Genomic DNA, 18,976 nt, shown 5'->3' on the forward strand with positions numbered 1-18,976 from the left:
GATGGGACTCAGGCGGCGCGCAGGCCTGCCGGCGTCTGCGGGAAGGGCACGAAGCCCGGCAGCGCCTCGATGCGGGCGAGCCAGGCGCGGACGGCGCCGTAGGGGGCGAGGTCGACGTTCCCCTCCGGCGCGGCGGCGACGTAGCTGTAGAGCGCCACGTCCGCGAGGGTCGGGTGGTCGGCGGCGAGCCAGGGCCGCTCGGCGAGTTCGGCCTCGATGCGGCCGAGGATGGCGTGGGCCCGGGCGATGACCTCGGCCGCGTCGAAGGCGGCGCCGAAGACCGTGATCAGGCGAGCGGCCGCCGGCCCGAAGGCGATGGGCCCGGCCGCCACCGAGAGCCAGCGCTGGACCCGCGCCGCGCCGGCCGCGTCCTCCGGCAGCCAATCGGTGCGGCCGAGGCGCTTGGCCAGGTAGACCAGGATGGCGTTGGAATCGGGGACGACCGTCTCGCCGTCCACGAGCACCGGCACCTGGCCGAAGGGATTCAGCCTCAGGAAGTCCGGCGTCCGGTGCTCGCCCTTCGCGAGATCGACCGCGACGATCTCGCAGGGCTGGCCGACCAGGGACAGGAACAGGCGGGCCCGGTGGGCGTGGCCGGACAGCGCGACGTGGAACAGCTTCATGGGAGGCCTCCTCGGGGACGGGGACAGAACCAGGGCCGGGCCACCGGCGACATCCGCATTCAAGACCAGGGGCCGGACGGGGAGAATGCGCTTTCCGCGCAAGCCACTGTTCCGCAAAATGGAACAATCGCGAGTCGGCGGAGGACGGCATGGATCGGTGGCAGGCGATGCGGGTCTTCGTCCGGGTGGCGGAGGGCGGGGGCTTCGCCGAAGCGGCGCGCCAGCTCCGCCTCAGCCCGCCGGCCGTGACCCGGGCGGTGGCGGCCCTCGAGGCGCGGATCGGGGCGCGGCTCCTGACCCGGACCACCCGCTCGGTGAAGCTCACCGAGGCGGGCGGGCGCTACCTGGAGGATTGCCGGCGCATCCTGGCGGAGATCGCGGAGGCGGAGGCCGCCGCGGCGGGCTCCTACGCCACGCCCTCCGGCACCCTGACGGTGACGGCGCCGGTGCAGTTCGGCCGCCTCTACGTGCTGCCGGTGATCACCGAATACCTGGCCCATCACGCCGCCGTCTCGGCGCAGGCCCTGTTCCTCGACCGGATCGTCAACATGGTCGAGGAGGGCGCCGACGTGGGCGTCCGGATCGGCGCGCTTGCCGATTCCGGCCTCGCGGCGATCCGGGTCGGCACCGTCCGGCGGGTGCTCTGCGCCGCACCGGACTACCTCGACCGGCACGGGACGCCCGGGACGGTGCGGGACCTGCGCGACCACGCCGTGATCGGCTCGGCCAGCACCGGCCCCGGGACCGTCGCCCTGCGGCCCCGGCTGACCTGCAACACCATCGACGCCGTCCTGGCGGCGGCGCTGGCCGGCCAGGGCCTCGCACAGCTCCTGTCCTACCAGGTCGCCCCGGCCGTGGCGGAGGGGCGCCTGCGCCTCGTCCTCGACGATCCGGAGGCGGCGGCGATGCCGGTCCACGTCGTGAGCCCCGAGGGGCGGCGCGCACCCGCCAAGGTGCGGGCCTTCATCGATCTCGCCGTGGCGCGGCTCCGGGCCGACCCGCGGGTCAACCCGACCCGTTCCTGACATTCTTCGGGGCTTCCAGACCATGCGCGACCTGCCCCCCGACCTCGCCGCGCATCTCGCCGGCGGGGCGACCACGCTGTGCCATTGCTGGGCCCTGACCCGGCGCGACGGCGTCCGCCTCGGCTTCACCGACCACGACCGCGACCTCAGCTTCGGCGGCCTGACCTACGCCGCCCGCTCCGGGCTGGAGGCGGCCGAAGCCAGCGCCGAGCTCGGCTTCGCCATCGGCGGCGGCGAGGTCGCCGGGGCGCTCTCGGCGGTCGGGCTCACCGACGCCGACATCGCCGGCGGCCTCTACGACGCCGCCTCGGTGGAAACCTGGCTGGTGGATTGGCGCCGCCCCGAGACGCGCCTGCTCCTCGAAATCGGCACGGTCGGCGAGGTGCGCCGGGCCGGCACCGCCTTCGTGGCCGAGTTGCGCGGGCTGATGGACCAGCTCGACGCCGAGCGCGGCCGGACCTACCGTGCCACCTGCGGGGCCGATCTCGGCGATGCCCGCTGCCGCGTGGACCTGACCGATGCCCGCTTCGCCACGACCGGCACGGTGCTGGCGGCGCCGGAACCCGGCCGCCTCGCCGTCGCCCTGGCGGGAGATTTCGCGCCAGGGTGGTTCGCCGGGGGGCGCCTCGCCTGGATCGGCGACGGCCAGGCCGGACAGGAGGCCGAGATCCGCGACCAGGCCGGCGCGACGGGGACGATCCGCCTCGACCTCTGGCAGGCCCCGCCCCGCCCGGTGGCGCCGGGCGACCGCTTCCGCCTGACGGCGGGCTGCGACAAGCGCCTCGCCACCTGCCGCGACAAGTTCGCCAACGTGCCGAACTTCCAGGGCTTCCCGCACCTGCCGGGCAACGATTTCGTGCTGCGCCCCGCCCCCGGCGCCGGCCCGGGCCTCGACGGCGGCAGCCTGTTCCGGTGAGGCCGCCATGACATCCGAGACGATGACATTCGAGACGATGACATCCGAAACGATGACGCCCGAGAGGATCGTCACCCTGGCGCGGGCCTGGATCGGCACGCCCTATCGCCACCAGGCTTCCCTGAAGGGCGTCGGCTGCGACTGCCTCGGGCTGCTGCGCGGGGTCTGGCGCGAGGCCCTCGGCCCGGAGCCCGAGGCGGCCCCGCCCTACGCCGCGTCCTGGGCCGAATCCGCGCCGCCCGGCTGCGATCCCCTGGCGGACGCGGCCGCGCGCCACCTCCTGCCCGTCGACGGTCCGCCATCGGCCGGCGACGTCCTGCTGTTCCGCTTCCGCGCCCACCTGCCGGCCCGGCACTGCGCCCTCGCCACCGGCGCCGGCACGATGATCCACGCCCATGACGGCGCCGCCGTCACGGAGGTCGCCCTGACGGCCTGGTGGCGCCGCCACCTCGCCCAGGTCTTCCGCTTCCCGGGCGTGGAGGGCGGCTAACCGACGAGGTCGTCGATCGTGACGGACAGGACCTCGGCGATCCGGCGCAGGGTGTCCACGGTGCCCTCGCGCTTGCCGGTCTCGATCTGCGACAGGAACGGCTGGGCGATCCCGGCGGCCTCCGCCAGGGCGCGGGCGGTGAGGCCGCGGTGCTCGCGCCAGACGCGGATGCGGTTCTCCCCGCCAAGGATGCGGTCCACCATCCCGGAGGGCAGCAACTCCTCCTCGCCGGCGGCGAGCCGACGGCGGAATTCCTGGATCGCGAGGCGGTCGGCATTGTCCTCGGCCGCCTCGCTCAGGGCGCGAAAATCGGCTTCCGACAGGACGACGAGGCGCTCGCCGGCCGGGGTGACGATGGTCTGGGCGTTCATGGGCGAAGGTCCGTTCCGGCAGTGTCCGATGCGACGGGTTCGTCGGGGTCAGTCATAGGCGCTGCCCCGGGGGGCGACCCGGATCACGGCGAGGATCTCGCCCTGGTCCGTATAGAGGACCCGCCAGTCGCCGACCCGCAGGCGGAAGACCCCGGGTTCGCCCTTGAGGGCCTTCACGTTGTTGGCCTGGGCGGCCGGATCGGCCGCCAGCAGGGCGATCTTCGAGCGGATCATCGCCGAGACGTTGGCCGGCATCCGGCTCAGCGTCTTCAGGGCAGCCTTGCTGTAAGCGATCCGTTTCACCAACTAAAAATAGCACATCGCTATAATACCGCAAGGGCGAGTTGCCCCGAGATCTCAGACCTCGCCCCCGCTATCGGAGTCCGCCATGGCCACGCTGATCCTGCAAACCGCCGGGGCGGCGGCCGGTACGGCGCTGGGCGGGCCGATCGGCGGGATCATCGGCAGTGCCCTCGGGGCGGCGGCGGGCTCCGGCCTCGACGCCGCCCTGTTCGGGGGACTGGCGGGCGGGCGCACGGTCGAGGGGCCGCGCCTCTCCGACGTGGCGGGCCTCAGCTCCGGCGAGGGCGACCCCATCCCGCGGGTCTACGGCCGGGCCCGCATCGGCGGCACCCTGATCTGGGCGACCCGGCCCCTGGAGGTGGCGAGCCCCGCCGCCGCCAGCGCGGCCGGCGGCAAGGGCATCGGCGGCGGCAAGGTCAAGCGGACGGCCTATGCCTACTTCGTCGACCTCGCCATCGGGCTCTGCGAGGGCCCGGTGGCGGGCCTCCGGCGGGTCTGGGCGGACGGGCGCGAGATCGACCTGACCACGGTCACCCTCCGCCTGCACGTCGGCGACGGGGACCAGGCACCGGACCCGCTCATCGTCGCCAAGGAGGGGGCGGCGGACGCGCCCGCCTATCGCGGCCTCGCCTATGTGGTGTTCGAGCGCCTCGCCCTGGCCGAGTTCGGCAACCGGATCCCGCAATTCGCCTTCGAGGTGCTGCGCCCCGTGGCAGGCCTCGCCGGGATGATCCGGGCGGTCTGCCTCATCCCCGGCTCCACCGAGTTCGGCCTCGATCCGCTGCGCGTCACCGAGGAGGCGGGCTACGGCACGACCCGCCCGGCCAACCGGTTCCAGCTGCAGGCGGGCACCGACGTCACCGCCTCCCTCGACGCGCTCCAGGCGCTCTGCCCGCGGCTGGAGCGCGTCTCCGTGGTGGCGAGCTGGTTCGGGGACGACCTGCGCGCCGGACTCTGCACCCTCGCCCCCCGGGTCGATTCCGCCGCCAAGGTGACGAGCGGCGACGCCTGGTCGGTGGCGGGCCTGGGCCGCGACCAGGTGGCGCCCGTCTCGACCGGGCCCGAAGGCGGGCCGGCCTATGGCGGCACGCCCTCGGATGCGGGCCTGACCCGCCTCGTGGCCGACCTGCACCGGCGCGGCCTCGCGGTGGTGCTCTACCCCTTCGTGATGATGGACGTGCCGGCGGGCAACCGCCGGCCGGACCCGCGCGACCCGGCCGCCGCCGGCCAGCCGGCCTATCCCTGGCGCGGGCGCATCACCTGCGACCCCGCCCCCGGGCAGCCGGCGAGCCCGGACGGCACCGCCGCGGCCGGCACGCAGGTGGCGGCCTTCCTCGCGCAGTATCGCCCCTTCGTGCTGCATTACGCGACGCTCGCGGCCGCCTGGGCCGCCGCGGGGATTCCCCTCGCCGGCTTCATCCTGGGCAGCGAGTTCGTCGGCCTCACCCGGGTGCGGGCGGAGGCGGGGCGCTACCCCGCCGTGGAGGGCTTCCGCAGCCTGGCGACGGCCCTGCGCCAGCGCCTCGGCCCGGACGTCGCGCTCGTCTACGCCGCCGACTGGACCGAGTACGGCGCCGACGTGCGCGACGGCGGCGCCACGGTCCGCTTCCCCCTCGACGCCCTGTTCGCGGACCCGGCCATCGACGCGGTGGGGATCGACTACTACCCGCCCCTGACCGACTGGCGCGACGGGGACGCCCATGCCGACCTGGCGCTCGCCGATTCGATCTACGACCCGGCCTATCTCAAGGGGCGGCTCGGCGCCGGCGAGGCCTTCGACTGGTTCTATGCCGGTGCGGCCGACCGGGCGGCGCAGGTCCGCACGCCGATCACCGACGGGGCCGCCGCCAAGCCCTGGATCTTCCGGGCCAAGGACCTCGTGGGCTGGTGGGCGAACCCGCACATCGAGCGGGCGGACGGGCGCGAGACCCGGGCGACGGCGTGGGTGCCGCGGGGCAAGCCGATCTGGCTCACCGAGATCGGGGTGCCGGCGGTGGACAAGGGCACCAACGGCCCCAACGTCTTCCCCGACCCGAAATCCGCCGAGAACGCCAGCCCGCCCGCCTCGCGCGGCACCCGCGACGACCTGATCCAGGCGCGCGGCCTCGCGGCGATCCTGGGGCGGTTCGACCCCGACCTGCCCGGCTTCGAGGCCGCCCACAACCCGGTCTCGCCGGTCTATGGCGGGCCGATGGTGCCGGCGGAGGGGATCTTCGTCTGGTGCTGGGACGCCCGGCCCTACCCGGCCTTTCCCGACTTCGACACCGTCTGGGCGGATGCGGGCAACTGGCCGGTGGGCCACTGGATCACCGGGCGGATCGAGGGGCTGGAACTCGACCGGCTCATCGCCGCGATCCTGGCCGACCTCGGGATCACCGTGCCGGCCGCCATCACCGCCGACGCGACCCTCGACGGCTACGTCATCGACCGGCCGATGTCGGCCCGGGCGGCCCTGGAGCCCCTGGCGCAGCTCTACGGCCTCGACGTCTCCGCCGCGGCCGGCGCGCTGATCGTGCGCGGGCCGCGGCGGGAGGTGCCGCGGGCGATCGCGGCGGACGACCTCGTGGTCCTGCGCGACGCGGAGGCCCCCCTGGCCCGGGTCCGGGCCGAGGAGGCGGAGCTGCCGCGCTCCCTGGCGATCGGCTTCACCGACGGCGAGACCGCCGAGTACCGCCGGGCGAGCGCCGCCGCGACCCGGCCGACCGGCCGGCGCCGGCGCGAGACCCGGATGGAGGCCGCCGTGGTGACCCGGCGCGCCAGCGCCGAGGCCCTGGCGGAGGCCGCCCTCGACGCCGCCCTCGCGGCCCGCGACACCGCGCGCTTCACCCTGAGCCCGCGCCGGATCGACCTCGCGCCGGGCGACCTCCTGGCCCTGCCGGGGGAGCGGCTGCCGCACCGGATCCTGCGCATCGCCGACAGCCCGCGCGGGCGCGCCATCGAGACGCGGGGCGTCCCCCGTCACGGACGGGCGCCCCGCGCGGGCGAACCGGCCGGACTGCGCCCGCGCCGGGCGGTGCCGGCCCTGGCCGGGCCGCCCTTCGCGGTCGCCCTCGACCTGCCGGCCGACCGCGGCACCCCGACCACCCTGCAGGCGCTGGCGGTGACGGCCGACCCCTGGCCCGGGCCGATGGCGATCTGGCGGGCGGAGGGCGAGGCCGCCCCGCTGGTGCCGCAGGGCTTCGTCGACCACCCCGCCTGCCTCGGCGAGACCCTGACGGCGCTGCCCCCCGGCCCGCTCTGGCGCTTCGACCGGGGCGCGGCCCTCACGGTCCGCCTGCGCCAAGCCGGGGACCTCGACGCCATCGGCGAGGCGGCGGCCCTCGCGGGCGGCAACCTGTTCGCGGTGCGCAGCGCCGGGGACGGGGCGATCGAACTGATCGCAGCCGCCGGCGCCACGCTGGTGGGGCCGGGCTCCTACCGGCTCACCGGGCTCCTGCGCGGGCTGGCCGGAAGCGAGGCGCAGGCCGGGCGCGCGGCCCCGGCCGGCAGCCTGATCGTGCGCCTCGACGGGGCGGTGGTGCCCCTGGTCGAGCGCCTCGACGAGGCCGGTCGCCCGTTCCGCTACCGGCTCGGCCCGGCGGCGCGCGATCCGGCCGATCCGGCCACCGTCGCGCTGCGCGCCACGGCAGGCCTCACCGCCCTTAAGCCCCTGCGCCCCGTCCATCTCCGGGCACGGCGGGCGCCGGGGGGCGTGCGCCTCGCCTGGATCCGGAGGGCCCGGCGCGACGGGGATTCCTGGGACGCCGTCGAGGTCCCGCTGGAGGAGCCCGAGGCCTACCGGGTCACGATCTACGCCGCCGCGGGCCACCCCCTCCGGACCCTGAGCGCGGACCGGTCGGACCTCCTCTACGCCGCGGCGGACGAGGCGGCGGATTTCGGCACGCCCCAGGACCGCCTCGACGTCGCGGTGGCGCAGGTCGGCGCGGCGGCCGGGCCCGGCCCCGAGACCCGGACGCGGGTGCCGGTGGAGCCCGCCTGAACCCGCGATCCAACCCAGTCCCGAGACACCCGGAGCCCGACGATGCCCGAGACCACCCCGATTCTGGCGCTGCCGCTGATCGCGGCCGGCCAAGCCCAGAAGCACGTCACCCACAACGAGGCCCTGATCCAGCTCGACGCGGTGGTCCAGCTCGCCTGCCGCGACAAGGACCTCGCCGCGCCGCCGGCCGCCCCCGCCGAGGGCGACCGCTACCTCGTGCTGAGCCCCGCCCCCACCGGGGCCTGGGCGGGGCTGTCCGGCCAGGTCGCCCAGTTCCAGGACGGGCGCTGGCGGGGCCTCGCGCCGAAACCCGGCTGGCTCGCCTGGATCCTCGACGAGGACGAGCTCTACATCTTCACGGCCGCCGGATGGGTCAGGTTCCGCAGCACCCTCCGGCAGCTCCAGACCCTGACGCGCCTCGGCCTCGGCACCACGGCGGACGCCGCCAACCCCTTCGCGGCCAAGCTGAACACCGCCCTCTGGACCGCCCTGACGACGGCCGAGGGGGGCACCGGCGACCTGCGCTGCACCCTCAACAAGCAGGGGCCCGGCAACGTCCTCTCCCTGCTGTTCCAGAGCGCCTTCACGGGACGGGCCGAGATCGGGCTGTCGGGCAGCGACGATCTCACGATCAAGGTCGCGCCCGACACCGGGGGGTTCCGGGAGGCCCTGCGGATCGACCGGGCGACGGGCCGGGTCGACGTCGCCGGGCCGGCACCCGCCCCTCTCCTCGGAGCGCCGGCCCTCCGCCTGACCCAGGACCTCGCCACGGATGGCAGCCTGCTGGCCGGCGGCCTGACGATGCAGGCGTCGAGCGGGGGCCTCGCCTGGACCGTCGCCGGCCTGGCCGGAACGGGCGGAACGGCGGGCGGCTTTGCGGGGGGCCTCGCGGTCTTCGTCAAGCCGGCGGACAGAACCCGCCCGGGCGCCCTGCGCGAGGCGGCGCGCTTCGGGCCGGAGGGCAATCTCGGCCTCGGCACCAGCGCCCCCCTGACGACGCGGCTCGGGGTCGCCGGCATCATCGCCCACGCCGCCGACAACACCTGGAGCCTCGGCACGCCGGCGCTGCGCGCCTCGGAGCTCTATGCCGGGACCGGAGCGATCAGCACGTCCGATGCCCGCGAGAAGACGCCGGTCGCCCCCCTCTCGGAGGCCGAGATCGCCGCCGGCCGCGCGCTGGCCCGGGAGATCGGCACCTTCCGGTTCCATGACGCCGTGGCGCGGAAGGGGAACGGGGCCCGGCGCCACGTCGGCCTCACCGTCCAGCGGGCCGTCGCGATCCTGGAGGCCGAGGGCCTCGATCCCTTCGCCTACGGCTTCGTCTGCCGCGATTCCTGGCCGGCGGTCGCCCCGCAGGAGGCCGTCCCGGCCACGGAGGCCGTGCGCGACGCGGACGGCGCCACGATCGCGCCGGCGATCCCGGCACGGGCGGCCTGTCCCGGGCGCGCGGCCGGCGAGCGCTACGGCTTCCGCACCGACCAGCTGCTGCTGTTCCTCGCCCGCGGCTTCGAGGCGCGGCTCACCGCCCTGGAGGCGGCCGCCGGTCCCTGATCCGCGCAGGTCAGCGCAGGTATCCCGCCGCCCGCAGGTCGGCCTCGACCGCCTCGCACAGGGCCGCCAAGGGGTTGTCGTTCCGGGCGGCGGGCGGCTCGACCGGCCGCATGGGCGGGAACGCCAGGTCGGGCGGCCGCGCCGACCCCTCACGGGCGATGTCGCCGGTCTCAGTCTCGGTCTCGCGTCGCAAGGCCGTCGAGATGAGCTTTCGCAGCATGTCCGCCCCCGACCCCGCGGTCCTTCCAAGTATCGCGTCAGTTATCGCGTCGCGTATCGCGCAAGTCTAGCTGCCACGCCATCAAGCGGAGACAGGCCATGAACCTCAGTGCCATCGGCGAAGCCGTGCTCATCGCGCGCGAAGGGCGCCGCCTCACCGCCTATCGCGACAGCGTCGGGATCTGGACCATCGGCATCGGCCACACCGCGGCGGCCGGGCCGCCCCTGGTGACGCCGGGCCTGCGCCTGACCGCGGCCGCCTGCGACGCCCTCTTCCGGCGCGACGTCGCCCGCTACGTCCGGGCGGTGGACGATGCCATCCAGGACGCCTTGCCCGACGCCCTGCCCGACCACGCCTTCGACGCCCTGGTCTCGCTCTGCTTCAACATCGGCCCGTCGGCCTTCGCGCGTTCCACCGTCGTCCGGCGCCTGAAGGCCGGCGACCGCGACGGCGCCGCGGCGGCGATCCTGCTCTGGAACCGCCCGGCCGCGCTGATCCCGCGGCGCGGCGCCGAGCACGACCAGTTCCTGACGCCCTACGACCGCGCCCTGCCGCGGGCGCGCCGGAGCGACGCGGCGCCGGTTCCCGCGCCAAGTGCCCTGACCCCGTCCCTGCAGCTTCCCCTGACCCCGCCCCTGCCCGTGCAGCGCCGGACGGTGCCGCGCATCCCGCCGCTGCCGCGCCGCGGCCTCGAGCCGGCCCCCGATCCGGCGCCCGGGCGGCCCGTCGCCCTGGCCCGCCTGTGGGCGACCCTCCGCAACCGCCTGCGCGGCGGCCCCTGAGGGCCGGCCCCTCCGCCTTCGCTTCGATGTCCCCACCGATGGAGTCCGCGATGATCCGATTTGTCCCCGTTCCCTTGCGCGCCCGCCCCTTCGCCGCCCCCTTCGCCGCCGGCGTCGGCCTCGCCCTCTTGGCGGTCGCAGCGGCCTCGGTCGCGGGGGCTTCGGCGGCCCCTTCGGCCGCACCGGCGACCGCCGCCGTGACCGTCCCCTGGGGGGACGCCCTCGCGGCGGCCGTCCAGGGCATCGGGAGCGTGGTGGTGCCCCTCGCGGTCACCGCCCTGACGGCGGCCCTGGCGCGGATCGCCGGGCCCGTGCGGGTCCTGATCACGGCCAGCCTGGTGGAGCGTCTGGTGCGCAATGTCGGCGCCTACGCGGTCAACGCGGTGGCGGGGGCGGCGCAAGGCCGCACGCTGACGGTTGTAGTATGACTCAAAAATCTGGTTCTTTTCGCAATTTTGTTGCTCCAATGGAGCCGTAATTCTAGTTCCTCGCATGATTGGGAGAGCGACCAATAATCCTAGGTGAGATTTTTACGTTAATTTATAGATTCAGTTTCTGCCCGCGCACAGCTGCTCACTCTGAGGAGCGATCGACGTTCAGCCTCCCTTCGATCCACCCAGCTCGGTTTTCGACGCTCGGCAGATCGCCGCCGATCGAGGCTATTGTTCAGATTTAGCTGCAGGCCGCCTGCTCGGCCTTGCGGCAGGTCTCGCCGCCTCGCCTGCAAAGTCGTCGATCCCTATAACGAAATAGTTGGCCTCAAGAGACTGGCCGTCCGCTCTTCTAAGCACACGCCGCGTCTGAGCCGCGAACGAGAATCGGGACCAATCCCACTCCGCTTCGCTAGTTTGGACGATGACGTAAGATCCACGACGAAGGCGTGCCGATAGGTTGCGAGTATTAAAATCCAGACCAATGTCGAATTTGAAGACTGGCATGTTGAGACTGCGTTTGATGGCCGCCTTCACCACATTGGTGGCGAGACCGACAAACGGTTTGAGAGCCGGCTGAAGCGTCGCCGCGAGAGTTAGCCCACCCTTGAAGGCGTCTCCGTTGATCGCATCCAGAATGAGGTCATCGGTCCGGCTGCAGATGTTCACAGTCTGACCGCGGAAGTTCATTCCGTCTTCGCCGATCGTCAGACCCATGAAGATCGGCTTGCCGATGACGGCTGCCGGCTGTCGGTCGGCGGCCTCGACCATCAGCGTGAATTTCAGCTCCTCGATATCGTCGGCGATCTGATTCCGGCCGGCAAATTCGCATAGGATCCGATGCGTCCCGATGCCCGGATACTCCTGAACGAAGAACTGATCGAGCGTGACTTTGACCCGCCGACCTTTAAGGTCGACCTCAGGCTCGATCGTATTTGCGTCCACGATGGCACGCGTTTGCTCGCCCTCGTTCGGGACGAAGCCCACCACGAGCCCGCTGCGAAGGTATTTCGTAGGCAAGATTGCAGCGGCGAGGCTCTGCCCTTGCGGACGCAGAGCTTGCCGCTCCAGGCGGTCGGCACCTTCATCGTCCTCGATCGCGCGAAGATAGGCAACGATCTCTGGAATCGTGCGTTCGGCGAGGACGCGTTCGTCGTCATCCATCCAAGTCGTTCCTTGCTTTAAACGCGTTCGCGCTGCCGAACCCGCGGCCGGACGCGCTGGCGCACGTCCGTGTAGATGTCGGCCCGCAACGTCTGTGCGACCTCGATGGTCACGGCCAAGGCATACGGGACGATCGCCTCCTCGAACTCCTCGTGGAGGCGGTATGCCTGGACGCCGACGAAGACGCCGCCTTCGGGAAGCGCGCCGATTCTCCGCGCGCCCTCGAAGACACGATGGATCGTCGTACCCTTGGCACCAAAGTTCGGATGGGGCTGAAGGAACGGATCCACTGCCTTCCAGTACTGCCCCTTGCCTTCGCGGTTGACCAGCTGCAGTCGTACACCCCGATAGGTCGAATTCGCCGGATGGATCGGCGTGCACCAAGACAGAGTCAGGGAGATGCGGCGGATCTCACGGCTGCCGAGGAGCGCGCTCGGGATCGGGATGCGGTACTCGTGGAGATCGCCGCTCCTGATCTGATCATCCGCCAGCAGTGTGATGCGGTTCGCATCTCCTTGAATGACGCTATCGATGTCAGGACGCCCGAATCCAAGGAAGCGCGCGATGGTCTCGCGTCGACGCTGCCGCCTCGGATCCGCTGGCGGATAGGCTCGATCCAGCACGCCGCCGATCGAGCCCCACCGGCAGCCATGCGTGAGCAGTGCCTTCAACATGACCGCGCGGGTGGCCTGATTCTGCCACCGTTCTCCCGACGACGCAAAGACATCCTCGAGGGCCTCAGCGATTCGGATGCCGTGACGTGTGGCGAGGGCCGCGGCGTTGCTGGTCCCGGTGGAGCGTCGGACGTAGTCAGTGGTGCCGCCGTCGACGTCCGGAGCGGCCGCCCTTTGTCCCAGATGCGCGATCTGACGACCTTCGATCGCAAACCCGCCCGGGTGAGCGACCGCAGCCGCGACCTGACGCCCTCCATCCATGACCAGATCGGGTTTGAGTGCACGGGCGAAGCCCAGACCGATGGCCGAGCAGAGGTTGTTGGCAGCAAATCCGAACGGATCGACCTGGCGGGGCGGACCGTCGTCGGCACCATCCGCATGAAGGGCGCCGACAGTCACGGCGTTCAACGCTTCCGCAGGGCTCAGAATGCCGCGCCGTCCCTTTGCCGCCTCGACGGCCCGGAGGATGGCGATGCCTCGTTCGTCCGGATCGTGCGCCAGGAATTCATCGAAATCCTCGTAGGCGTCCATCGGGATCGGTGCATGCACGTTTCCGGCACTGACGATGAAGAGGATCCGATGTCGGTGGCTGAGATGGTCGAGGAGCTTTGCCCAGGGCGTCGGCCGCCGCACGAAGGGCGAGGAGACGTCGCAGACCGAGTGATTGAACAGGACGGTGTCGAGCGTACCGTTGCTTCTCGCGGCCAGTGCTTCGACCGCTCGGTGAACCATCGCCAGCGGAAGCTTGTCGGTCGGTGTGGTTTCGACGTCCGCGTCCTGCGCTCCGGCCAGTATCGGCACGACCTTCAGCACCCGCTCCAGCGGTGCTTCGTTCGCCGCAAGATCTCCATGGAGGATGAGGGACGCCATAGCCGTCCCGTGAAAACGCATTTCGACTGGCGCATCGTCGCCTGTGACGTCGACTTCCTCGATGTCGATGCGATTCCGCAGAAGTTCGTGCGACTGGACGGGATAACCGTCGAGCAGCACGGCGATGGGAGGACGGACGTCGAGCGTCGGTGGAACGGCACGATTTTCCCGTTCGGTCGACGCTGTCTCCGGCAATGCGATCGAAAAGAGCGATTGCGGCCGCACGATCATCACCATGGACGCGGTAGCCAGTGGTCCAGTTCTTCCGGCCGCTTCGCGAGCGATGCCGGCGGGCATCGAGGCGAGCACGCCGTGATAATGAATCTCGGGTATGCTCACCTCGTCGAGAACGGAGGCGTCCAGTTCGCTAAGGACCGATTGCAGTTCGTCGACCGCGCGACGTCTCCGAGCCTCGGTGCCGAGATACCAGAGATCGAATTCGACACGCACGAGCGCCTGCGGATCCCGCTCGAGCATGCGTTCGACGTACGCAGCGAGGGAAGGATCGACGCGGTCTTTCGCCGACCAGACGCGTACGTCGGCGAGGTAGCCGAACAGCTTCCACCATTCCTTCTCGAGCTTGTCGGACGGCTCCTTTCCGTCGGTAAAGGCCTTCCACCATCCGAGGAGGCGCCTCAGTCCTTCGAGAGACGGCATCGTCACGTAGAGTATCGAGGACGAGGCTTCCTCTCCCGTGTCGTCGGCCGCATCATCCTCGTCGCCCGCGGCTTCCGGGTCGACGAGGTCTTCCGAAAGCCATTCAAATCCCGCCTCGCGGGCGGCGCGGGCAAACCCGTCGACGCGACCGATCACCTCGAAGACGAGCGCCCGGTCGGGCGATGTCGCGGCGGGGTCGACCGAGATGCCGGCACCGGTCGTCATCCTCTCGAAATCGGCGGAAATCCTTGAGAACGTACCCGCCTGCCGCTCAGCTTGTTCCTGGTAGGTCAGCTTGCGTGGGATCCGCGGCTTTCTCCCGGGGATGCGCCTTCCGAGCCTTTGCTCGCGTCGAATTCGAACGATCGGCCTTTCTGGCATCTACTCTCTCGTTCTCCACCAACGAGTCCTGTTGGCGGCACCACCTACTCAGCACGATCAACGCAACTTCGCTGGCCGTCATCGAGCCTCTCGACAGCACCAAACGACGTTTCACGTCAAGGTTGAACTGCTCAATCTCGGACATGCTCCGACCAAGCATGCAATCGACATACTTCTCTTGCGTGAACCCGGATCCACGCACCGTCCTGGCAAGCCGGCGATACATCTCGACGACCGCATCCCGATCGGGCAGCGGCAATTCGATCCGAAGCTGGAACCGCCGCCAGACGGCTCGATCCAGCAGTTCCGGATGGTTCGTGGCGCATACCACGACGCAGTGGGAGGGCAGGGAATCCAACTGGACCAGCAGCGAGTTCACGACGCGCTTGATCTCGCCGGTCTCGTGGATGTCGCCACGCTCCTTTCCGATCGCATCGAACTCGTCGAAGAACAGGACGCACGGCGCCGCGGCCGCATGATCGATGATCCGACGAATGCGTGCGGCCGTCTCGCCTAGATAGCTGTCGACCACGCCGTCGTAGCGGACGGTCAGGAACGGGAGGCCGAGTTCGGTCGCTATCGCTTCGGCGAGCGTCGTCTTGCCGTTGCCGGGCGGGCCGACCAGCAGGATTGCGTGGCGCGGCTCTAGCGAATTCGCCCGGAGGAGCGCCGTCTCTTCCTGCTCCTGAATGACCTCGCGGACATCGGCGACGATTTCGGCTGGAAGGATCATGTCGCCAAGCGTGCGACGAGGCATCCTGTCGATCAAAAGGTCCCGAACGGATTCGGGAAGACCGCGCGAGCCGACGCGACCTGCCGCAGAGGAGGCACGTCGCGGCTTGTCACCGGCCAATAGACCCGTGAGTCGACGCGCCTGGGAATGGCGGCCTTGTTCCGCTGCTTCGGTAGCAAGAAGGTCCATCGTCCGCTGAAGTGCGTCGCGGTCTCCCTTGGCACCGGCTTCGGCGAGTCTGTACACGAGGTCGCTCCTGCTCATCCCGATTGTCTCGCAGGTAACAGGGAGACGATTCAATATGGCGATCCGGCGCGGCCTGGGCGCCCGGCGACATCGGTGTCGCCCGCCTCGTAGGCATCCAGAGCCGCGATCAGATAGTGAAGCATGAGCCTCATCTTCGCAACGTCAGATCGTGAAAAACGAAACTGATCAACCTGTTTCTTTTCCCTTTTCCCCGCTGTTTCCACAGTCGATCCCGCAGTCTGGCTGCCTGCGACCCCCTCCAACGCGTGCTTCAACTTCGTGACGTTTCGCGGGATCGCCTTGCCTGTCTTCAGAAATCTCCAGACGAAGATGCGCGAAAGCTGGAGCGCATCGGCCGCTTGCGCTGCGCCGCCATGCTGCTCGACGAAGACCGAAAGCTGTCGGCGCAGTATCTCGTCCGCTTGCATTCTGGGCATGGCGTTTCAGTTATCACGTTCAAAAACGAAATGATATTGCGTTTTGAGCTACTTGGCTTTATGACCTCGACGTCATCCGTCGAGCGTGCGCCTGAGACCTATGCCGTCGGCTCGTCGTCCTCGTTCAGTGCCACCAACTGTGGAAGGCAGACCGACAGATCTCGGGTCGTCGCTGAGAACTCATCGCGAGCGCAAGCTGCTCACCTCGGCGACGGCAGCAGCACCAAGACCCGCGGCCGGGTCCGGTGCGCCAGCGTCAAGAGGATGGCGACATGACACCTCACAAGGCATGGGTGGCTCGTTGCTCATCGGATCCTGCCGGAACGGGGGCCTGCGCCGGCATCCAAGAACGAGGAACGAACCGGGTCAGACGCGAGGTCCTGGCCCGGTCCTTGGTCCCTAGCGAGAATCCAAGAGTTGTTTCAAAGCTTCGAACTGGGTGCGACGCCGTAGGATCTCGGCCAAGCCCTCGATGACTGTCTCGCGGTCGCCGTCCAGGATCTCGCAGAGATTGTCGATGGCTTCCACCAGCGGCTGCAAATCGCCGAGATCGGGTTCATCGGGAGGAAGCGCGAACATCATGCCGCCCCCATCGTGAGTGCCGGTACAGGCATCTCGACCGGATGCGCAGGTGCCGCATGAGCCAGCATGATCCGGTCGACATCCTTGGCTGAGAGGTAGCCCGCCTCGGCAAGTTCCAAGGCGATCGCCCGCAGCGCCGGCGTTTGTGTCTCGAGGACGGCACGGGCTCGCGCATAAGCCCCACGCAGCCGTTCGGCCACCGTCTCGACGAGACCATGGGCGAGGTAGAGCGGGCTATCCGTCGGGTCGACGTAGTACGGTCCCAGCTTGCCGAGCCCGAACTGCAGATCGATGTTGCGGGCAAGTTCTGTCGCCTGGGCGAGGTCCGAGCCCGAGCCTAAGCTGCTGCCGATCGAGATGTCGCCGAACGTGATCTCCTCGGCCGCGCGTCCGGCGAGCAGCATGGCGAGCGCCACCTCGAGCTTCGGGAGCGTCGCAGCACCATCGACTGGAGGCTCGAACTGGGCTTCGCCACCGCCGTCGTGAAGCGAGAGGTCGACGATTGCACTGTGGCCGAGGGACAGGCTCACGATCGCATGGCCCGCCTCGTGGATGGCCGCGCGCCGCCGCGACGCCTCGGACATCGCGAGCCGCCCCTGGCGGATCTCGGCCAGGATGTCATCGAGACCGATCTGGCGCCCCGCACGCCGCGCGGCCCCCCTGGCTCGGCGCACGAAGGCTTCGACATCGGCTCCGGTCTTGCCGCGCGCGGCCAGTGCAAGTGGCAGCAATGAAGCCTCGGCCAGCGCGTCGACTCCGAGATGATGCCGGAAGATCCTGGCCAGGCTCATCGTGTCCGGCCGCTTGATCGCGATCTCCCGATCAAGGCGGCCGGCTCGTTTCACAGCGGGATCAATCATCTCGGGGTGGTTCGAGGCCGCGACGACGACCACGCCCGGGCGCTCCTCGACACCGGCGAGCAACTCGAGGAACAGGTTCACGACCTGGGTCCAGTACTGGACATGTTCGCCCCGGATCTGTGCGCGGTCCGAGATCCCGTCGAGCTCGTCGATGAACAGGATGCAGGGGGCCTGCGCCCGAGCCTGGGCGAACGCCCTGCGGATCGCCTGCAGGGTGCCGGAGAGGTAGTCCGAAGCGTTCCACTCCGCGACCGAGGTCGCCACCAAGGGGACGCGCGCGGATTTCGCCAGGGCGCGGGCGAAGCTGGTCTTGCCGACGCCCGGAGGACCCGACAACAGCAGACCCCGATTGTCAATGTCGGCCCAGGCGAGGCGACCGCCTCGGTAGGCCTGCAGGTCGACGGCAAGGGCCAGGCCCCAATCCTTGGCCGTCCCATACCCGTCGAGCTCCTCGAGTGACGGGCCCGTCTGGAAGTAGTCGGCCTTGGCGGCCATGACCCGGGCGACCGCATCGATGCAGGCATCCGGCGAGGCGGCGCCCCGGAAGGCGATCGGCAGGTCGGCGATGTCGACGGTGCGGACCAGATCGGGATCGATCCGTCGTGTCGGGCATCCACCGGTAACCGCTTCGATGACGAGGTCGAGCCCGCTCTGATCCAGGCCCGGGAGTACGATGCGATGCTCGGCCGCGCGCAGGAGATCGCGCGGCAGCTGGCGCGTGGGATCGGGGGCGACGCCAACGATGGGAACCCGCGCATGGAGCGCAGAGGCGACCATGAGGTTGCCGACATCCGGCCTATGCTCCTTGTGCGAGCCGTCGCGGATGAGCAGGCCAGCCTGCTTCGCACCCAGAGCAACCGCTCGGTTGCCGCTCAGGTCCATCGCCCGAACCCCCGGCCGGAAGACGCATCTCTCGAGGACGTCCCGCACCGGCTCGACGAGATCGGGCAGGTGAGTGGTGGTGATGACGACCGGCGCCTCACGCCGCAGCCGCCGCACGAGACCGTCTTCCGCCTCGATGGCACGCGCGACGAGCACGGCCACCGCGGCGAGATCGGCTGGAATGGGCACGTGCTCGGTCTTCCGCTCGCCCTCGGTTTGCGCCAGGATACGCTCGACCGGATCGTCACTCTCCAGGTCAAAATCGCAATCCAACCCGAGATCGCCTTTGAGCTTCGTCTTCCTACGCTCCTCCTGCGCGAGGGTTCTCAAGAACGCGCGGGCGAGCGCATCGGGCACCTGGGCGTCTGGATGCTGGTCGTTCGGGGTCGTCGAGGACGGCAACATGGCATGATCTCCCACGGCCGGGCAGCGGCGCCGGCCGTCAGCGTGAGGGCTGGTTTGGATGCAGCGACGCGGCTGGCTCGACGGAGTCGGAGCGCTCGGCGGGCGTCGGCTTCAGGAGATCGCCTGCTTCATAGGCGATATCGTCTAATAGAACATATCATGAACAAACGCAAATGCCGGATGGTCTCGCCGATGTGTGACGTTTCGAACGGGCTTCCGCCCGCGGCTAGGAAGCGAATCAGGCAACTTGGATCGGCATGCTTGATCTTCGGCCGCCGACACGACGGGGTTTCGGCGCCACCCGCTGGTGATGTCGCTGAAGCCTGCGAGTGTGAACCCACCGACCTTCGACGGCCGGCCATGCAGATGGTGGCAGCCCTCACGGAGCTGCATG

17 protein-coding genes are annotated in these 18,976 nt (G+C 70.4%); 7 read left to right on the forward strand and 10 right to left on the reverse strand.

Annotation, left to right across the window (positions count from 1 at the left end):
• Positions 1 to 8: 8 nt before the first annotated feature.
• Positions 9 to 623 (reverse strand): glutathione S-transferase, encoded by a 615-nt coding sequence (locus ASG51_RS18415; RefSeq protein ID WP_056211931.1) that lies wholly within the window; start codon positions 621 to 623, stop codon positions 9 to 11.
• Between the two features lie 149 nt (positions 624 to 772).
• Here ASG51_RS18415 and ASG51_RS18420 point away from each other — a divergent pair, with 149 nt between their 5' ends.
• The 3 genes from ASG51_RS18420 to ASG51_RS18430 are packed head-to-tail and all read left to right on the forward strand — an operon-like array spanning position 773 to position 3,054.
• Positions 773 to 1,648, forward strand: a complete 876-nt coding sequence (locus tag ASG51_RS18420; protein WP_056350942.1) for a LysR family transcriptional regulator — start codon at positions 773 to 775, stop codon at positions 1,646 to 1,648.
• A gap of 22 nt (positions 1,649 to 1,670) precedes the next feature.
• Entirely contained in the window at positions 1,671 to 2,564 is an 894-nt protein-coding gene (locus tag ASG51_RS18425; RefSeq protein ID WP_056350944.1) for a DUF2163 domain-containing protein, read from the forward strand.
• Positions 2,565 to 2,616: 52 nt separating this feature from the next.
• Positions 2,617 to 3,054, forward strand: a complete 438-nt coding sequence (locus ASG51_RS18430) for an NlpC/P60 family protein (RefSeq protein WP_244480192.1) — start codon at positions 2,617 to 2,619, stop codon at positions 3,052 to 3,054.
• On the opposite strand, the gene ASG51_RS18435 is transcribed toward ASG51_RS18430, so the two are convergent.
• A complete protein-coding gene (locus tag ASG51_RS18435) occupies positions 3,051 to 3,425 on the reverse strand; it encodes a helix-turn-helix transcriptional regulator (RefSeq protein ID WP_056211922.1) in 375 nt (124 codons plus the stop codon). The genes ASG51_RS18430 and ASG51_RS18435 overlap by 4 nt on opposite strands.
• Positions 3,426 to 3,473: 48 nt before the next feature.
• Positions 3,474 to 3,728 (reverse strand): type II toxin-antitoxin system RelE/ParE family toxin, encoded by a 255-nt coding sequence (locus ASG51_RS18440; protein ID WP_056212124.1) that lies wholly within the window; start codon positions 3,726 to 3,728, stop codon positions 3,474 to 3,476.
• Between the two features lie 85 nt (positions 3,729 to 3,813).
• Here ASG51_RS18440 and ASG51_RS18445 point away from each other — a divergent pair, with 85 nt between their 5' ends.
• Together ASG51_RS18445 and ASG51_RS25225 are read left to right on the forward strand one after the other, a co-directional pair.
• Positions 3,814 to 7,707 (forward strand): glycoside hydrolase/phage tail family protein, encoded by a 3,894-nt coding sequence (locus ASG51_RS18445; RefSeq protein WP_056382326.1) that lies wholly within the window; start codon positions 3,814 to 3,816, stop codon positions 7,705 to 7,707.
• Between the two features lie 42 nt (positions 7,708 to 7,749).
• Positions 7,750 to 9,258 (forward strand): DUF2793 domain-containing protein, encoded by a 1,509-nt coding sequence (locus ASG51_RS25225; RefSeq protein WP_056382328.1) that lies wholly within the window; start codon positions 7,750 to 7,752, stop codon positions 9,256 to 9,258.
• A gap of 10 nt (positions 9,259 to 9,268) precedes the next feature.
• Here ASG51_RS25225 and ASG51_RS18455 read toward each other — a convergent pair whose 3' ends face one another.
• Positions 9,269 to 9,478, reverse strand: coding sequence for a hypothetical protein (locus ASG51_RS18455; RefSeq protein WP_056211916.1), 210 nt, complete (start codon positions 9,476 to 9,478; stop codon positions 9,269 to 9,271).
• Between the two features lie 98 nt (positions 9,479 to 9,576).
• Between ASG51_RS18455 and ASG51_RS18460 the strand changes: the two genes are divergently transcribed.
• A complete protein-coding gene (locus tag ASG51_RS18460; protein WP_082487291.1) occupies positions 9,577 to 10,260 on the forward strand; it encodes a lysozyme in 684 nt (227 codons plus the stop codon).
• Between the two features lie 50 nt (positions 10,261 to 10,310).
• On the forward strand, positions 10,311 to 10,688 hold the full coding sequence (locus ASG51_RS18465) for a hypothetical protein (protein WP_156389785.1): 378 nt from the start codon (positions 10,311 to 10,313) through the stop codon (positions 10,686 to 10,688).
• Between the two features lie 231 nt (positions 10,689 to 10,919).
• Here ASG51_RS18465 and ASG51_RS18470 read toward each other — a convergent pair whose 3' ends face one another.
• The 6 genes from ASG51_RS18470 to ASG51_RS18495 form a co-directional block, all read right to left on the reverse strand.
• A complete protein-coding gene (locus tag ASG51_RS18470; protein ID WP_056382331.1) occupies positions 10,920 to 11,855 on the reverse strand; it encodes a hypothetical protein in 936 nt (311 codons plus the stop codon).
• A gap of 17 nt (positions 11,856 to 11,872) precedes the next feature.
• Positions 11,873 to 14,281 carry a S8 family peptidase gene (locus ASG51_RS18475; protein WP_056382333.1) on the reverse strand — a complete coding sequence of 803 codons (2,409 nt, stop codon included), beginning with the start codon at positions 14,279 to 14,281 and terminating at the stop codon, positions 11,873 to 11,875.
• A gap of 46 nt (positions 14,282 to 14,327) precedes the next feature.
• Positions 14,328 to 15,416 (reverse strand): AAA family ATPase, encoded by a 1,089-nt coding sequence (locus tag ASG51_RS18480; protein WP_162245253.1) that lies wholly within the window; start codon positions 15,414 to 15,416, stop codon positions 14,328 to 14,330.
• 50 nt (positions 15,417 to 15,466) lie between these two features.
• Positions 15,467 to 15,853 (reverse strand): hypothetical protein, encoded by a 387-nt coding sequence (locus ASG51_RS18485; protein WP_156389787.1) that lies wholly within the window; start codon positions 15,851 to 15,853, stop codon positions 15,467 to 15,469.
• A gap of 399 nt (positions 15,854 to 16,252) precedes the next feature.
• Positions 16,253 to 16,435, reverse strand: coding sequence for a hypothetical protein (locus ASG51_RS18490; protein WP_244480193.1), 183 nt, complete (start codon positions 16,433 to 16,435; stop codon positions 16,253 to 16,255).
• Positions 16,432 to 18,582, reverse strand: a complete 2,151-nt coding sequence (locus ASG51_RS18495; protein ID WP_056382339.1) for an AAA family ATPase — start codon at positions 18,580 to 18,582, stop codon at positions 16,432 to 16,434. Before ASG51_RS18495 ends, ASG51_RS18490 begins: the two co-directional genes overlap by 4 nt.
• Positions 18,583 to 18,976: the final 394 nt, after the last annotated feature.

The organism is Methylobacterium sp. Leaf465, from assembly GCF_001424705.1.
Taxonomy (GTDB): Bacteria; Pseudomonadota; Alphaproteobacteria; order Rhizobiales; family Beijerinckiaceae; genus Methylobacterium.

Coding starts and splice junctions, on each gene's coding strand:
- ASG51_RS18420 (WP_056350942.1), top strand. CDS start 773: ATGGATCGGTGGCAGGCGATGCGGGTCTTCGTCCGGGTGGCGGAGGGC.
- ASG51_RS18445 (WP_056382326.1), top strand. CDS start 3,814: ATGGCCACGCTGATCCTGCAAACCGCCGGGGCGGCGGCCGGTACGGCG.
- ASG51_RS18430 (WP_244480192.1), top strand. CDS start 2,617: ATGACGCCCGAGAGGATCGTCACCCTGGCGCGGGCCTGGATCGGCACG.
- ASG51_RS18455 (WP_056211916.1), bottom strand. CDS start 9,478: ATGCTGCGAAAGCTCATCTCGACGGCCTTGCGACGCGAGACCGAGACT.
- ASG51_RS18460 (WP_082487291.1), top strand. CDS start 9,577: ATGAACCTCAGTGCCATCGGCGAAGCCGTGCTCATCGCGCGCGAAGGG.
- ASG51_RS18465 (WP_156389785.1), top strand. CDS start 10,311: ATGATCCGATTTGTCCCCGTTCCCTTGCGCGCCCGCCCCTTCGCCGCC.
- ASG51_RS18470 (WP_056382331.1), bottom strand. CDS start 11,855: ATGGATGACGACGAACGCGTCCTCGCCGAACGCACGATTCCAGAGATC.
- ASG51_RS18475 (WP_056382333.1), bottom strand. CDS start 14,281: ATGACGACCGGTGCCGGCATCTCGGTCGACCCCGCCGCGACATCGCCC.
- ASG51_RS25225 (WP_056382328.1), top strand. CDS start 7,750: ATGCCCGAGACCACCCCGATTCTGGCGCTGCCGCTGATCGCGGCCGGC.
- ASG51_RS18485 (WP_156389787.1), bottom strand. CDS start 15,853: ATGCCCAGAATGCAAGCGGACGAGATACTGCGCCGACAGCTTTCGGTC.
- ASG51_RS18435 (WP_056211922.1), bottom strand. CDS start 3,425: ATGAACGCCCAGACCATCGTCACCCCGGCCGGCGAGCGCCTCGTCGTC.
- ASG51_RS18495 (WP_056382339.1), bottom strand. CDS start 18,582: ATGTTGCCGTCCTCGACGACCCCGAACGACCAGCATCCAGACGCCCAG.
- ASG51_RS18490 (WP_244480193.1), bottom strand. CDS start 16,435: ATGATGTTCGCGCTTCCTCCCGATGAACCCGATCTCGGCGATTTGCAG.
- ASG51_RS18425 (WP_056350944.1), top strand. CDS start 1,671: ATGCGCGACCTGCCCCCCGACCTCGCCGCGCATCTCGCCGGCGGGGCG.
- ASG51_RS18415 (WP_056211931.1), bottom strand. CDS start 623: ATGAAGCTGTTCCACGTCGCGCTGTCCGGCCACGCCCACCGGGCCCGC.